This window comes from Streptomyces sp. NPDC046379, assembly GCF_055587785.1.
In genome coordinates this window covers 143,517-157,798 of record NZ_JBVJFP010000007.1, presented here as the reverse complement: position 1 = coordinate 157,798, position 14,282 = coordinate 143,517, and the positions used below count along the sequence as shown (strand labels likewise).

Annotated in this window: 8 protein-coding genes; 3 read left to right on the top strand and 5 right to left on the bottom strand. The window is 70.6% G+C overall.

From position 1 onward, the window contains the following. Window positions 1-8: 8 nt before the first annotated feature. Entirely contained in the window at window positions 9-1,835 is a 1,827-nt protein-coding gene (locus ACZ6KF_RS14920; protein ID WP_356629209.1) for an acyl-CoA dehydrogenase, read from the bottom strand. Window positions 1,836-2,001: 166 nt separating this feature from the next. Here ACZ6KF_RS14920 and ACZ6KF_RS14915 point away from each other — a divergent pair, with 166 nt between their 5' ends. Both ACZ6KF_RS14915 and ACZ6KF_RS14910 read left to right on the top strand, forming a co-directional pair. After that, on the top strand, window positions 2,002-2,466 hold the full coding sequence (locus tag ACZ6KF_RS14915) for an SseB family protein (protein ID WP_356629207.1): 465 nt from the start codon (window positions 2,002-2,004) through the stop codon (window positions 2,464-2,466). Window positions 2,467-3,141: 675 nt separating this feature from the next. Beyond that, the gene (locus ACZ6KF_RS14910; RefSeq protein ID WP_356629201.1) at window positions 3,142-4,113 is read left to right on the top strand and encodes a pirin family protein; all 972 of its coding nucleotides are present in this window, start codon (window positions 3,142-3,144) and stop codon (window positions 4,111-4,113) included. Window positions 4,114-4,269: 156 nt separating this feature from the next. Here the strand turns inward: ACZ6KF_RS14910 and ACZ6KF_RS14905 are convergent, their stop codons facing one another. Next, complete coding sequence (locus ACZ6KF_RS14905) at window positions 4,270-6,420, bottom strand: SpoIIE family protein phosphatase (RefSeq protein WP_356629199.1); 2,151 nt, start codon at window positions 6,418-6,420, stop codon at window positions 4,270-4,272. Between the two features lie 161 nt (window positions 6,421-6,581). On the opposite strand from ACZ6KF_RS14905, the gene aspS reads away from it, so the two are divergent. Then, window positions 6,582-8,345, top strand: a complete 1,764-nt coding sequence (gene aspS / locus ACZ6KF_RS14900) for an aspartate--tRNA ligase (RefSeq protein ID WP_356629197.1) — start codon at window positions 6,582-6,584, stop codon at window positions 8,343-8,345. A gap of 362 nt (window positions 8,346-8,707) precedes the next feature. On the opposite strand, the gene ACZ6KF_RS14895 is transcribed toward aspS, so the two are convergent. The 3 genes from ACZ6KF_RS14895 to metG all read right to left on the bottom strand — a co-directional run bounded on the left by ACZ6KF_RS14895 (window position 8,708) and on the right by metG (window position 14,205). Beyond that, a complete protein-coding gene (locus ACZ6KF_RS14895; RefSeq protein ID WP_469238614.1) occupies window positions 8,708-11,839 on the bottom strand; it encodes an FG-GAP repeat domain-containing protein in 3,132 nt (1,043 codons plus the stop codon). An 84-nt stretch (window positions 11,840-11,923) separates the two neighbouring features. After that, window positions 11,924-12,289, bottom strand: a complete 366-nt coding sequence (locus ACZ6KF_RS14890) for a PH domain-containing protein (protein ID WP_469238612.1) — start codon at window positions 12,287-12,289, stop codon at window positions 11,924-11,926. Between the two features lie 200 nt (window positions 12,290-12,489). After that, the gene (metG, locus tag ACZ6KF_RS14885) at window positions 12,490-14,205 is read right to left on the bottom strand and encodes a methionine--tRNA ligase (protein ID WP_469158833.1); all 1,716 of its coding nucleotides are present in this window, start codon (window positions 14,203-14,205) and stop codon (window positions 12,490-12,492) included. Window positions 14,206-14,282 lie beyond the last annotated feature (77 nt).

The following is a 14,282-nucleotide window of genomic DNA, read 5'->3' as shown; positions in this document are numbered from 1 at the left end:
CGGCGGAACTAGAACGCGGCCTCGTCCAGCTCCATCAGGTCCAGGTCGACGCCCTCGGCGACCTTGCGGGCCAGGGTGACGCCCGGCAGGACGTTCGCCGCGAAGAACTTCGCCGCGGCGATCTTGCCGGTGTAGAAGGGGACGTCCTTGGCGGAGGCCGACTCCAGCTTCTCGGCCGCGACGGCGGCGCCCTTGAGGAGCAGGTAGCCGACGATCACGTCGCCGGAGGCCATCAGCAGGCGGGTGGTGTTCAGGCCCACCTTGTAGATGTTCTTGACGTCCTGCTCGGTGGCGGCGAGGTCGGTCAGCATCAGGCCGACGATCGCCTCCAGCTCGACGGCGGCCTTGGCGAGGTGCTCGCGGGCGCCGGCCAGCTGCTCGCCGCCGGTGCCGAGGGCGAGGAACTTCTTGATGTCCTCGGCGAGGGAGTTCAGGGCCGCGCCCTGGTTGCGGACGATCTTCCGGAAGAAGAAGTCCTGGCCCTGGATCGCCGTGGTGCCCTCGTACAGGGTGTCGATCTTGGAGTCCCGGATGTACTGCTCGATCGGGTACTCCTGGAGGAAGCCGGAGCCGCCGAAGGTCTGCAGCGACTGGGCGAGCTGCTCGTAGGCCTTCTCGGAGCCGTAGCCCTTGACGATCGGCAGGAGCAGGTCGTTCAGGGCGTGCTCGGCAGACGCGTCCTCGCCGGCGGCCTCCTTGACCTGGATCTCGTCCTGGACGGCGGCGGTGTACATCACCAGGGCGCGCATGCCCTCCGCGTACGCCTTCTGCGTCATGAGCGAGCGGCGCACGTCGGGGTGGTGGGTGATGGTGACCTTGGGCGCGGTCTTGTCCATGAAGTTCGCCAGGTCGGGGCCCTGGACGCGCTCCTTGGCGTACTCCAGCGCGTTGAGGTAGCCCGTCGACAGGGTGGAGATCGCCTTCGTTCCGACCATCATGCGGGCGAACTCGATGATGCGGAACATCTGGCGGATGCCGTCGTGCTTGTCGCCGATCAGCCAGCCCTTGGCGGGGTGCTGGTCGCCGAAGGTCATCTCGCAGGTGTTGGAGGCCTTCAGGCCCATCTTGTGCTCGACGTTGGTGGCGTAGACGCCGTTGCGCTCGCCCAGCTCGCCGGTCTCGAAGTCGAAGAGGTACTTCGGGACGAGGAAGAGGGACAGGCCCTTGGTGCCGGGGCCGGCGCCCTCGGGGCGGGCGAGGACGTAGTGGAGGATGTTCTCCGACATGTCGTGCTCGCCGGACGTGATGAAGCGCTTCACGCCCTCGATGTGCCAGGAGCCGTCCTCCTGCTGCACGGCCTTGGTGCGGCCGGCGCCCACGTCCGAGCCGGCGTCCGGCTCGGTGAGGACCATGGTGGAGCCCCACTGCTTCTCGACGGCGATCTTCGCGATGTGCTTCTGCACGTCGTTGCCCTCGTCGAAGAGGATGCCCGCGAAGGCCGGGCCGGAGGAGTACATCCACACGGCCGGGTTCGCGCCGAGGATCAGCTCCGCGTACGCCCAGATCAGGGAGCGCGGCGAGGTGGTGCCGCCGATCTCCTCGGGCAGGCCCAGACGCCAGTACTCGGAGTCCATGAAGGCCTGGTAGCTCTTCTTGAAGGACGCCGGCACCGGGGCGGTGTGGGTCTGCGGGTCGAAGACGGGCGGGTTGCGGTCCGCGTCGGCGAAGGATTCCGCCAGCTCGTTCTCCGAGAGCCGGGTCAGCTCGTCGAGGATGCTCTTGGCGGTGTCGACGTCCATCTCCGCGAACGGGCCGGTGCCGTACAGCTTGTCCCGCCCGAGGACTTCGAAGAGGTTGAACTCGATGTCGCGGAGATTCGACTTGTAGTGCCCCATGGCGACGGCTCCGTTAAAGAGAGGTATCGGCGAGGCACTGACTCCTCGCAGCTGATTTCGCGTACCAACAAGTAGCTACGATGATGCTACCCGTCGGTAATAAGAAGCAACCCCGATCCGGACATCTGTGACCCAGCCCTCTCGGGGTGTCAGTAGTCTGTGGGGCATGTACGGCTACGACCAGAACGTAGGGGCTCAGCAGGGTTACGTCCCGCCGCAGCAGCAGATGCCGGGCGGGTACGGCCAGCAGCCGCCGCTCTACCCCGAGCCGTCCCCGCCCTCCCTCGCGGACGCGGTGCGCGCCTTCACGACCGGCCAGATGGCGGCGGAGGACTTCCAGCAGGTCTTCGCCACCTCCAAGGTCTACTGCCCGCGCGGCGACAACCCCGGCTTCCTCGCCCTGCACAACACCCAGCAGCCGGTGATCCCCATGTTCACCTCGCTGAAGGAGCTGCGCCGCTACGCGGGCAAGGAGTCCAAGTACTTCGTCATCACCGGCGCCGAGGTGATCGACCTGCTCCCGACCGGCTACGGCTTCGTCCTGGACATGGAGGGCGAGCACCGGATGGTGTTCGACGCGAAGGCCGTCGAGCAGATGGTCGATTTCGCGATGCGCCGGATGTACGGCTGAACGCGCCCGGACGCACCGGCCGACGGGGCCCCGTCGGCCGACCCTGATCGAACGCCTGCGCGCCCGCCCCCGCGCTCCCTAGGGTTCCCGCGTGACGTGCTCCCTGCAGTTCCCGCGTGACGTCGCCCGAGAACGACCGCACCTCACCTCTCGTGCCGGCCCGGCTGTGTGCCGGGGAGGCTCCGCCGGAGCGCCGCGGGCTGCGCCACCGCATCCCCGTGGCGGCGGTCGAACGCGTCGAGGCGAGCGGGTGCGGAGGCCGGACCCTGATCCTCACGGTCGTCGCCCCGGACCCGCCGCCCCGGATCGCCGCGGCCGGCGCCCCGGCCGTGGCCGCGTTCGCCGGGGCGGTGCGGCGCCGGCCGCCCGACCGGGACGCCGCCGGTCCCCGGCCGGCGGTGGCCGTCGAGCGGGTGTGGAGGTTGCGCCTCAAGACCGAGCACCCGGTGGCGCCCTGGTCGCCGTGCCCCGACCGTCCTGCTCCTGCTGATCGTCAGGGGCGAGAGCGAATCCGGCGGGCTGCTGTGCGGCTTGGCGGCGACGGGCCGGACGGTCGCCGCGCTGCCGGGCACGCCGCCGGAGTGAGGGGAATGCCCGCCAAGGCGCCGCGGTTGAGGGTGGCAGGAAGTTCAATGCTCAACTAAAGTGGTCCGTACGCCGCCCAAGGAGGTCGACATGCCCGCCGTGACCGTCGAGAACCCGCTGACGCTTCCCCGTGTGACCGCGCCCGCCGGAGCCGTGGCCCGCCCCGTGCTCACCGTCACGACCGCGCCCAGCGGTTTCGAGGGCGAGGGCTTCCCGGTGCGCCGGGCGTTCGCGGGGATCAACTACCGCCACCTCGACCCGTTCATCATGATGGACCAGATGGGAGAGGTGGAGTACGCGCCCGGAGAGCCCAAGGGCACCCCCTGGCACCCCCACCGCGGCTTCGAGACGGTCACCTACATCATCGACGGCGTCTTCGACCACCAGGACTCCAACGGCGGCGGCGGCACCATCACCAACGGGGACACCCAGTGGATGACCGCGGGCGCGGGCCTCCTCCACATCGAGGCCCCGCCGGAGCACCTGGTCATGTCCGGCGGTCTCTTCCACGGCCTCCAGCTGTGGGTGAACCTCCCGGCCAAGGACAAGATGATGGCCCCGCGCTACCAGGACATCCGCGGCGGCAGCGTCCAGCTGCTGACCACGCCCGACGGCGGAGCGCTGCTGCGCGTCATCGCGGGCGAGCTGGACGGCCACGCCGGCCCCGGCATCACGCACACCCCGATCTCGATGATCCACGCCACGGTCGCGCCGGGCGCGGAGGTCACCCTGCCGTGGCGGGAGGACTTCAACGGCCTGGCATACGTGCTGGCGGGCCGGGGCTCGGTCGGCGCCGAACGCCGTCCGATCCACAGGGGGCAGACCGCGGTCTTCGGCGCCGGCGGTTCGCTGACCGTCCGCGCGGACGAGAAGCAGGACTCCCACACGCCGGACCTGGAGGTCGTCCTCCTCGGCGGACAGCCCATCCGCGAGCCCATGGCCCACTACGGCCCGTTCGTCATGAACACCCGCGAGGAACTCCAGCAGGCGTTCGAGGACTTCCAGAAGGGCCGGCTGGGGACGATCCCGGCGGTGCACGGGATGTCGGAGGGCGGGCTGTAGGGCCCGTCAGCCGCAAGCGGGCGGTCCCGTCCGGGGACGGACGGGACCGCCCGCGCCGCCCGATGGCCAACAGGTCGCAGGCACACGGCGGAGGGCTGGTCCAGAAGAGGACGCGCGTCGCTTCGACATGGACGAGCGGGCGATCGGGACCCGGGCCTACTCGTCCCGGGAGTCCTCCCCGGCCTCCCCGCCCTCCGCGCCCTCCCAGAACTCGAACCAGATGCTCTTCCCCTCGCCCCGCGGGTCGACGCCCCACGAGTCGGCCAGCATCTCGATGAGCATCAGCCCGCGCCCCGAGGACGCCAGTTCGCCGGGTCGGCGCTTGTGCGGCAGGTCGTCGCTGGTGTCGGCGACCTCCACCCGGATCCGCCGCCGCGGCGCCCGGCCCCCCACCTCCGCGGTGAGCAGCGCGTCGGTGTCGGTGTGCACCAGCACGTTGGTCAGCGTCTCCGACAGCAGCAGGACGGCGGAGTCGACCTGGTCCTCCGACGTCCAGTCGTGCAGCAGGTCCCGCAGCTGCTGCCGGGCCACCGCGACCCGTTCCGGCTCGGCCTGCGCCACCGTCAGCATGGTCCGGCGCACCGTCGGCCGCTCGGTCACCGGTTCCCCGCAGCCGCATCCGCCGCCGTGCCGGCACAGCAGCAGTACGGCGATGTCGTCCTCCCGCCGGTCGGCGAGCCGGCCCGTGGTGTGGTGGGAGGACGGTCCGTGCACGGCCTGCACCAGGGCGTCGGCCAGCTCCTCCAGGCCGCCCTCGCGGGCCTCCAGGACCGGCCGGATGCGCTGCCAGCCGCTGTCGAGGTCGTGGCCGCCGGTCTCGATCAGGCCGTCGGTGCACAGCAGCATCGTCTCGCCGGGTTCGAGGACGTGCCGGGTCGTGGGGTAGTCGGCGTCCGGGTCGATGCCGAGCGGCAGGCCGCCCGCGGTCGGCTGCCGGAGCACGGTGCCGTCGGCCATGCGGATCACCGGGTCCGGATGCCCGGCACGGGCTATGTCCAGCACCCCGGTCGCGGGGTCCGCCTCGACGTAGAGGCAGGTGGCGAAGCGCGCGTCGGCGGGGCCGTCGTCCGGGGCGGAGATGCCGTGCAGGAAGCGGGAGGCCCGGCTCAGCACGGCATCCGGCCGGTGGCCCTCCGAGGCGTAGGCGCGCAGCGCTATCCGCAGCTGGCCCATCAGCCCGGCCGCCCGCACGTCATGCCCCTGGACGTCGCCGATGACCAGCGCGAACCGTCCCGAGCCGGGCAGCGGGATCATGTCGTACCAGTCGCCGCCGACCTGGAGCCCGCCGCCGGTGGGGATGTAGCGGGCGGCGATGCTCATGCCGGGGATCTTGGGACCCAGCGTGGGCAGCATGGAGCGCTGGAGCCCGTCGGTCAGCTCCCGCTCGCTCTCGGCGGTACCGGCCCGCGTCAGGGCCTGCGCGAGCATGCGCGCCACGGTCGTCAGCACCGACCGCTCGTCCGGGGTGAAGGCGACCGGATAGCTGAAGGCGGCCATCCACGCGCCCATCGTCCGTCCGGCGACCGCCAGTGGCAGGAACGCCCAGGACTGCCGGCCGAACCGCTCGGCGAGCGGCCAGGTCAGCGGGTAGCGGGCCTTGTACTGCTCCGGCGAGGACAGGTACACCGCCCGCCCCGTGCGGACGACCTCGGCGGCCGGGTAGTCCGTCGTCAGCGCCATCTGGGTGAAGGGGTCCTCGTCGCCCGAGTTCTGCCCGTGGTGGCCGATGACCGTCAGCCGTTCGCCCTCCACGCCGAAGACCGCCAGCCCGTCCGGGGTGAACCCGGGCATCGACAGCCCCGCGGCGACGCGCAGTACCTCCTCCGTGGACCGAGCCTCGGCCAGCGCCCGGCCCGCGTCCAGCAGGAACGCCTCCCGGGAGCGCCGCCAGTCCCCGGTGACCGCGCGCCGCCCCGCCGGGGTACCCGGCGAGGGGTCGGTGACCTCCTGGAGGGTGCCGATCAGCTCGTAGGCCTTGCGCACGGGGTCGAAGGAGGGCTTGGAGCGGCTGCGGACGACGCGCAGCTGGCGCCCCTGGTCGTCCATGATCCGGATGCGCACCTCGGCGAGGGTCTCCTCGGCCACGGCGAGCTGGACGACGCCGGTGATCTCGTTCCAGTCGACGGGGTGCAGCCGGGCCCGCGCCTGGGCCTCGGTGAGGACGGTCTCCTCGGCGGGCAGCCCGAGCAGCCGCGCCGCCTCGGCGTCGACGGTGACCAGTCCCTTGGCGGTGTCCCAGTGCCACAGACCGGTCGCGAGGGAAGCGAGGACGTCCCCCACGGAGGGCAGGGGCTCACCAGTGCGCATTGCCCCACTGTAGGAACACGGGATCGAACCGTGCCACTGATCCCGATGGCCGGGCGGGGCAATGGAGGGGAGGCGATCATGGGTCGCCCGGTACCCTGGACCGTGTTTCACGTGAAACACGACCCACGACGCCCGATCCGCGAAGACTGGATGAAACGACGATGCATCGGTACAGGTCCCACACCTGCGGCGAGCTCCGCGCCTCTGACGTCGGCACCGACGTCCGGCTGAGCGGCTGGCTGCACAATCGGCGCGACCTGGGCGGCATCCTCTTCGTCGATCTGCGCGACCACTACGGCATCACGCAGCTCGTGGCCCGTCCCGGCACGCCCGCCTACGAGGCTCTGGACAAGGTCTCCAAGGAGTCCACGGTCCGCGTCGACGGCAAGGTCGTCTCGCGTGGCGCCGAGAACGTCAACCCGGACCTGCCGACCGGCGAGATCGAGGTCGAGGTCGGCGAGGTGGAGCTGCTCGGCGCCGCCCAGCCGCTGCCGTTCACGATCAACACCGAGGACGGGGTCAACGAGGAGCGGCGTCTGGAGTACCGCTTCCTGGACCTGCGTCGCGAGCGCATGCACCGCAACATCATGCTGCGTACGGCCGTCATCGCGGCGATCCGGCAGAAGATGGTCGCCCTCGGCTTCAACGAGATGGCGACGCCGATCCTCACGGCCACCTCCCCCGAGGGCGCTCGCGACTTCGTCGTCCCGTCCCGTCTGCACCCGGGCAGGTTCTACGCCCTCCCGCAGGCGCCGCAGCAGTTCAAGCAGCTGCTGATGATCTCCGGCTTCGACCGCTACTTCCAGATCGCGCCCTGCTTCCGCGACGAGGACGCCCGCGCCGACCGCTCGCCGGGCGAGTTCTACCAGCTCGACGTCGAGATGAGCTTCGTCGAGCAGGAGGACGTCTTCCAGCCGATCGAGAAGCTGATGACGGAGCTGTTCACCGAGTTCGGCAACGGCCGTGAGGTGACCTCCCCCTTCCCGCGCATCCCGTTCCGCGAGTCGATGCTGAAGTACGGTTCCGACAAGCCGGACCTGCGCGCCCGGCTGGAGCTGGTGGACATCACCGACGTCTTCGAGGGCTCGGAGTTCAAGGCGTTCGCCGGCAAGCACGTCCGCGCGCTGCCGGTGCCCGCGGTCCAGGACCAGCCCCGCAAGTTCTTCGACCAGCTCGGCGACTACGCCGTCTCCCAGGGCGCCAAGGGCCTGGCCTGGGTGCGCGTCGGCGAGGACGGGACGCTGTCCGGCCCGATCGCCAAGTTCCTCACCGAGGAGAACGTCAAGGTCCTCACCGAGCGGCTCGGTCTGGAGGCCGGTCACGCCGTGTTCTTCGGCGCGGGCGAGTTCGACGAGGTCTCGAAGATCATGGGCGCGGTGCGGGTCGAGGCCGCCAAGCGCGCCGGGCACTTCGAGGAGAACGTCTTCCGGTTCTGCTGGATCGTCGACTTCCCGATGTACGAGAAGGACGAGGAGACCGGGAAGATCGACTTCTCGCACAACCCGTTCTCGATGCCCCAGGGCGGCATGGAGGCCCTGGAGAGCCAGGACCCGCTGGACGTCCTGGCCTGGCAGTACGACATCGTCTGCAACGGCGTCGAACTGTCCTCCGGCGCGATCCGGAACCACGAGCCGGACATCATGATCAAGGCCTTCACCATCGCCGGCTACGACAGCGAGACCGTCGAGCGCGAGTTCGCCGGCATGCTCCGCGCGCTGCGCTTCGGCGCCCCGCCGCACGGTGGCATCGCCCCCGGCGTCGACCGCATCGTGATGCTCCTGGCCGACGAGCCGAACATCCGCGAGACCATCGCCTTCCCGCTCAACGGCAACGCCCAGGACCTGATGATGGGCGCGCCGACGGAGCTGGAGGAGGCCCGGCTGAGGGAACTGCACCTGTCGGTGCGCAAGCCGCAGCCGAAGTAACCATCCGCGCTGACCTTCAAGGCGCCCGGAGCCCGAGGAGGGCTCCGGGCGCCTTCGCGTCCCGCTGCGCCAGGCCGCTCGGTACAGGCGCTCAGTGCGCGGCAGGGTCGGGGTCTGGCTCCGGGAAGAGGTCTTCGGCGCGGGTGACGGCGCTGACGCGGCGGAGCCAGTGGTCGAGGACATCGGCGTCGGTGCAGGTCGTGATGCGTTCGCGGACGTCGTCGGAGAGGGGATTCCGCGTGCCTCGAGCACTGTGTCCAGTCGCCCCGCCCTCCTTCATGGAGGAAGCCGTGCTCGCCTGAACGACCGAAGGCGCCCGGAGTACCAGACCCCGGGCGCCTTCCTCGTGTCCGTGGCAGGCGTCAGGACACCGACTTATAGCCGCTCCAGCCCGTCGCGATCTTCACTCGGCCGCCGAACGAGCCCTTGCCGTCACCGCTGTTGCGGTACAGGTTGCCGCCGCTGTCGCGGGAGACCAGGTCGGCCTTGCCGTCGTCGGTGATGTCGCCGACGCCGACGACGGCGTTGTACGAGGCGCCCCAGTCGGTGAACAGCTTCACGCGGGAGGCGAAGGTGCCGTCGCCCTTGCCGGAGTAGCGGTAGAGGACGTTCGACCTGTCCTGGGCGACCAGGTCGCCGATGCCGTCGCCGTTGAGGTCTCCGGCGCCCACGATCTTCTTGTACGTCTTCCAGTCGTCGTACAGCTTGACGCGCGAGGACAGCTTGCCGGTGCTCGTGCCCTTGTAGAGGTAGACGGCGCCGGTGGAGGAGTTGCGGGCGACCAGGTCCGGGCGGCCGTCCCTGGTGACGTCACCGGGCGAGGTGAGGACGTCGTACTGGTTCCAGCCGGAGCCCGTCGCGATCGTGGTGTAGGCCGTCGACGGCTTGAGCGGGGCGTTGCGGCCCGGCTTGAAGAGCCGCACGGTGCCGCTGCTGAAGCGGACCAGGACGTCGTTGTACCGGTCCCCGCTCAGGTCGCCGAAGGGGACGACCCGCGCCGAGGTCGGCCAGCCGCCGGCGGAGACCTTCTCGCCGAACTTCCCGGTGCCGGTGCCGGAGTGGTACGTCACGCCGCCCGAGGAGTTCAGGGTGACCAGGTCGCCGCGCCCGTCGGGGCCGTCGGCGCTGGTGAAGTCGCGGCGGACGGGGGCGCCGCGCTGGAGGAAGCCCTTGCCGGTGGCGGCCGTGGAGGCGGTGGAGGCGCCGAGGCCGGTCGCCTTCAGCGTCCAGATGAAGTGGCCGTTGGGGAAGGGGTCGCCGCTCGACGTGCGGCCGGTCCACTGCGCCGACACGTACGACGTGGTCGGGCCGCCGGTGAGGGTGCGGGTCGCCCGTCCCTTGGGGCCGCTCTGCACCGACGTGAAGGTCAGCGACCAGGAGGTGGCCGGACGGGACAGCTGCCAGTGGGCGGTCCAGGGGTACGACGTGGACGGCTGGGCGTAGTCCGGGGCCTCCGCGCGGAAGACGGTGACCGGGGACGGGGCGATGCCGGTGGTGGCGACGTGCGTCTGCTCGTAGACGTCGAACCAGGCCACCAGGCCGGTGTACTCGTCGAGCGTCCAGCGGATCCGGCGGTCGGCGGCGAGGCCGGTGTCCGGGACTTCGGAGGCGAGCACGCGGGTGGCGCCGGTGGCCGCCTCGGTGAGCACGAGCCGCTGCCCGGCGTGGTCGTGCCGGACGGTGAAGCCGTCCCCGAGCAGGACGTCGCCCGGCGTCACCGCGCGGGAGACGCCCGCCTTGGTGTCGTACACGCCGGCCGAGGAGGTACCGCACGCCCAGTACACCCAGCGGCCCGCCGCCTGCAGCTCGCTCGGCACGCAGCCGAGGCCCGGGACGGTCACCGAGGTCAGCGTCTTCTTCGCGGTGAGGCTGTACGGGGTGAGGGTGCCCGGCGTGGACGTGGCGCTCCAGAGGGTGGAGCCGTTGAGGGCGGCGGCGCGCACGGAGCGCTTCAGCAGTTGCCCGTAGCCGAACTCGCCGACGTACTGCGCCGGAGACGAGCCGCCGGAGTTGTAGACGGCGTACTCGTCGGAGACGTCCACGATCGTGCCGCCCGCGGTGTCGAACCGCAGCGGGTTGTAGCCGATGCTGATCAGCTGGTCGGCGTTGCCGAGGCCGCTGCCGCCCTCGTCGGAGTCGTCGAAGGTGTCGAGGTACACGTCGAGGGGCTCGGTCCCGTCGTGGTTGGCCCACAGCGGCGCGCAGACGGTCCCCGGGTACGGGCACTTGGGGCTGATCGTGACGCTGTCGGTGGCGGCGGACGCCGACAGCGTCGTGCCGCCGTTCGTGGTCAGCGTGCGCACGAAGGTCGTCAGTGCCCCGGAGGCGGTGCGCTCGACGACGCGGAGGCTGCCGCGGCCCAGGGCGAGACCGGCCTTCGGGTTCTCCGGCGCGGGGACGCGGTGCAGCTTCTCCAGCGTCGGCGTGCCGTCTTCGGCGAGGCTCAGCCGCTGCGTCCACCAGTCGTCGGCGGAGGTCCCGCCGGTGACGAGCGCGGTGTCGCCGGGGCCGGGGGCCAGGTACGGGTCGGCCGAGTGGAGGAAGGTCCGCGTCGAGCCGTCGGTCAGGGAGACCGCGGTCAGGGCGGAGGTCGCCCTACCGGTGTAGAGGGGCATCACGAGCCAGTCGCCGATGAGGACGGCGTCACCGTCGGGAACCCCCTGGGAGGGCAGGTCGAACACCTGGGCCGGGGCAGCGAGATCGCCGCGGGACTTGAGCCGCACCTCACCCGTCCCGGAGTCGAACCAGCCGATCCGGTCGTCGCTCATCAGGAAGTGGTCGGCGTAGCCGGAGTTGTCGAAGACCGGCGTGTTCACGGCTGTCTCGACGTCGACGTACGTCATGTCGCCACCGGCGTAACGCGAGATCAGCACGCCCTTCGCGTCGGCGGCCACGACATCCTTGTCCTGGAAGCCCGCGAACTCGCCGGTGATCGTGCGCTCGCGCTGCTTCCCGTCCACGAAGTCGATCAGGGTGTTGCGGGTGAGGACGGTGTCCCCGGCCAGCGCGCGGAAGTTGTCGTACGAGCTCGCCGAGGTCATCGTCCTGGTGTTCCGGGTCGCCGGGTCCCACAGGGTGACCGTCGGGCTGCTCAGCGATGACGGCAGCGCGACCAGGTCGCTCTCCGAGCCGTACCAGGCCGTACGGCACTCCGAGCCGAGCGACGTGCAGCCCGAACCGGGCGTGTACACGCCGTCCGCGTTCTCGACCGTGACGGACGTGCCGGAGGCGTAGTCCGTCCACAGCAGGCCCGGAACGCCGGACTGCCGGTGCAGATAGCCGCTCGTGCCGGCGACGAAGGGCCGGTCGGTGCGCGCGGTGGCCGAGCTCGGGTCGGCCAGCGTGATCTCCGCGGTGCCGGCTGCGGGGGCCGCCTGCGCCGTACCGCCGCCCTCCGGCAGGAGCACGACGACGGCGGAAGCGGCCGCGACGGCGACCGCGAGCGAGGAGACGGCAGCGGCGAGACCGCCCCGTCTCAGGGCGTGTCTGCCCACGTGAAGGTTCCCTCCCGGCGAGGATCTCCGCCCTCGCACAAGTGAGCGGATATTACCAGCGCCGGTACGGGCCCCCTGGGCCGTCTAGCGGGCCACGAACTGCGTGAGGATCGCCTGCACTTCGTAGATGTCGACGCCCTTGGTGAAGGTCTTCTGGATCGGCATCGCCGCGCCGGACAGCCAGATCTTCAACTCGGCGTCGAGGTCGAACGTGCCGGCCGTCTCCACCGAGAAGTGCGTGATGCTGCGGTACGGGATGGAGTGGTACTCCGTCTTCTTCCCCGTGATGCCCTGCTTGTCGACCAGGATCAGCCGCCGGTCGGTGAACAGGAGGGTGTCGCGGATCAGCAGATACGCGGCGTGCACCCGCTCACCCTGCCCCAGCAGCCGCGCGCAGTCCTGCTGCGCCTGGGCCGGGTCGACGGCGTGCGCGTTGCCGAAGAGCGCCATGAACGAACTCACATGTGGTGGACCGGTGTGACTCTGTCCCAACACGTCACGAGGCACGTCGGCGGTTCCCGGATTGAGCGGTGACGGTGCCGGCACCTGCCCTACGCGCGGCGGCGCTCGAGGCTCGGAGCTGCGCCACGGCAACGGGCCCGGTGACGCCGTGCGGTGTCACCGGGCCCTTGGGCTGCCGTGCCGGAGGTCTACTCCGAGGCGCCGCCGAAGCGCTCCTTGTACGCCTCCAGGTCGTCGTCCGTCAGCTTGGCGAACAGGACCGGCGGGACCGTGAAGCGGGTGCCGGCGGGGACGGAGGCCAGGGTCTTCGCCTCGTCCGCGGTGACCCAGGTCGCCGTGTCGTCGGTGAGGGCGAACACCCGGCGCATCGCCGCCGCGGTCGTCGGGATGAACGGCTCCGAGACCACCGCGTACAGGTGGATCAGGTTCATCGCCGTACGCAGCGTCAGCGCCGCGCCCTCCGGGTTGGTCTTGATCTCCAGCCAGGGGGCCTTCTCCTCCAGGTAGGAGTTGCCCGCCGACCACAGGGCGCGCAGCGCCGCCGCCGCCTTGCGGAACTGGATGGCCTCCATCTGCTCCTCGTACTCCGCGAGCAGACGGGCGATCTCCTCGCCGAGCCGCGCCTCCGCCTCGCCGGGCTCCGCGCCCGCCGGGACCTCCTCGCCGAAGCGCTTCTTGGAGAACGACAGGACGCGGTTGACGAAGTTGCCGAGGGTGTCGGCGAGGTCCTTGTTCACCGTGGCCGTGAAGTGCTCCCAGGTGAACGACGCGTCGTCCGACTCGGGGGCGTTGGCCATCATGAAGTAGCGCCAGTAGTCGGCGGGCAGCACGTCCAGCGCGTCGTGGGTGAAGACGCCTCGGCGCTGCGAGGTGGAGAACTTGCCGCCGTAGTAGTTCAGCCAGTTGAAGGCCTTGATGACGTCGACCTTCTTCCACGGCGCCCGGGTGCCCAGCAGGGTCGCCGGGAACATCACGCTGTGGAAGGGGACGTTGTCCTTGCCCATGAACTGCGTGTAGCGGACGTCCGCGTCGGACTCCCACCACCACGAACGCCAGTCGCGGTTCTCCGGGTCCTGGTCCGCCCACTCCTTCGTCGCGCCGATGTACTCGATCGGCGCGTCGAACCACACGTAGAACACCTTGCCCTCGGCGGCCAGCTCGGGCCAGGTGTCCGCCGGCACCGGCACGCCCCAGTCGAGGTCGCGGGTGATCGCGCGGTCGTGCAGGCCCTCGGTCAGCCACTTGCGGGCGATGGAGGAGGCCAGGACCGGCCACTCGTCGGCGCGCTCGTCGACCCACGCCTCGACCTCGCCGGCCAGGGCCGACTGGAGCAGGAAGAGGTGCTTGGTCTCACGGACCTCCAGCTCGCTGCTGCCGCTGATCGCGGAGCGGGGCTCGATGAGGTCGGTGGGGTCCAGGACGCGGGTGCAGTTCTCGCACTGGTCGCCGCGGGCCTTGTCGTAGCCGCAGTGGGGACAGGTGCCGATGATGTAGCGGTCGGGCAGGAAGCGGCCGTCCGCGATCGAGTACACCTGGCGGATCGCCCGCTCCTCGATGAACCCGTTCGCCTTCAGCTCGCGTGCGATCTCCTGGGTGATCTCGTGGTTCTGCGGGGAGCTGCTGCGGCCGAAGTAGTCGAAGGCGAGGCCGAAGCCGCCGTAGATCGCCTTCTGCGCCTCGTGCGCCTGCGCGCAGAACTCGCTGACCGGGATGTTCTGCTCCTTCGCGGCGAGTTCGGCGGGCGTGCCGTGCTCGTCGGTGGCGCAGATGTAGAGGACGTCGTGGCCGCGCTGGCGCAGGTACCGGGAGTAGACGTCCGCCGGGAGCATGGACCCCACCATGTTGCCCAGGTGCTTGATCCCGTTGATGTACGGAAGGGCGCTGGTGATGAGGTGTCGAGCCATCGGGGGCTGCTCCCAGGTCGGTCGTTTTGTGAACCTTGGAATCGTAGCCGACATGGGTGGGCCGCCCGCTTCCCGTT

Excerpts from the sequence above, each read along its gene's own strand:
- ACZ6KF_RS14915 (WP_356629207.1), top strand. The coding sequence starts at position 2,002 with ATGTACGGCTACGACCAGAACGTAGGGGCTCAGCAGGGTTACGTCCCG.
- ACZ6KF_RS14910 (WP_356629201.1), top strand. The coding sequence starts at position 3,142 with ATGCCCGCCGTGACCGTCGAGAACCCGCTGACGCTTCCCCGTGTGACC.
- ACZ6KF_RS14920 (WP_356629209.1), bottom strand. The coding sequence starts at position 1,835 with ATGGGGCACTACAAGTCGAATCTCCGCGACATCGAGTTCAACCTCTTC.
- metG (WP_469158833.1), bottom strand. The coding sequence starts at position 14,205 with ATGGCTCGACACCTCATCACCAGCGCCCTTCCGTACATCAACGGGATC.
- ACZ6KF_RS14890 (WP_469238612.1), bottom strand. The coding sequence starts at position 12,289 with ATGGCGCTCTTCGGCAACGCGCACGCCGTCGACCCGGCCCAGGCGCAG.
- aspS (WP_356629197.1), top strand. The coding sequence starts at position 6,582 with ATGCATCGGTACAGGTCCCACACCTGCGGCGAGCTCCGCGCCTCTGAC.
- ACZ6KF_RS14905 (WP_356629199.1), bottom strand. The coding sequence starts at position 6,420 with ATGCGCACTGGTGAGCCCCTGCCCTCCGTGGGGGACGTCCTCGCTTCC.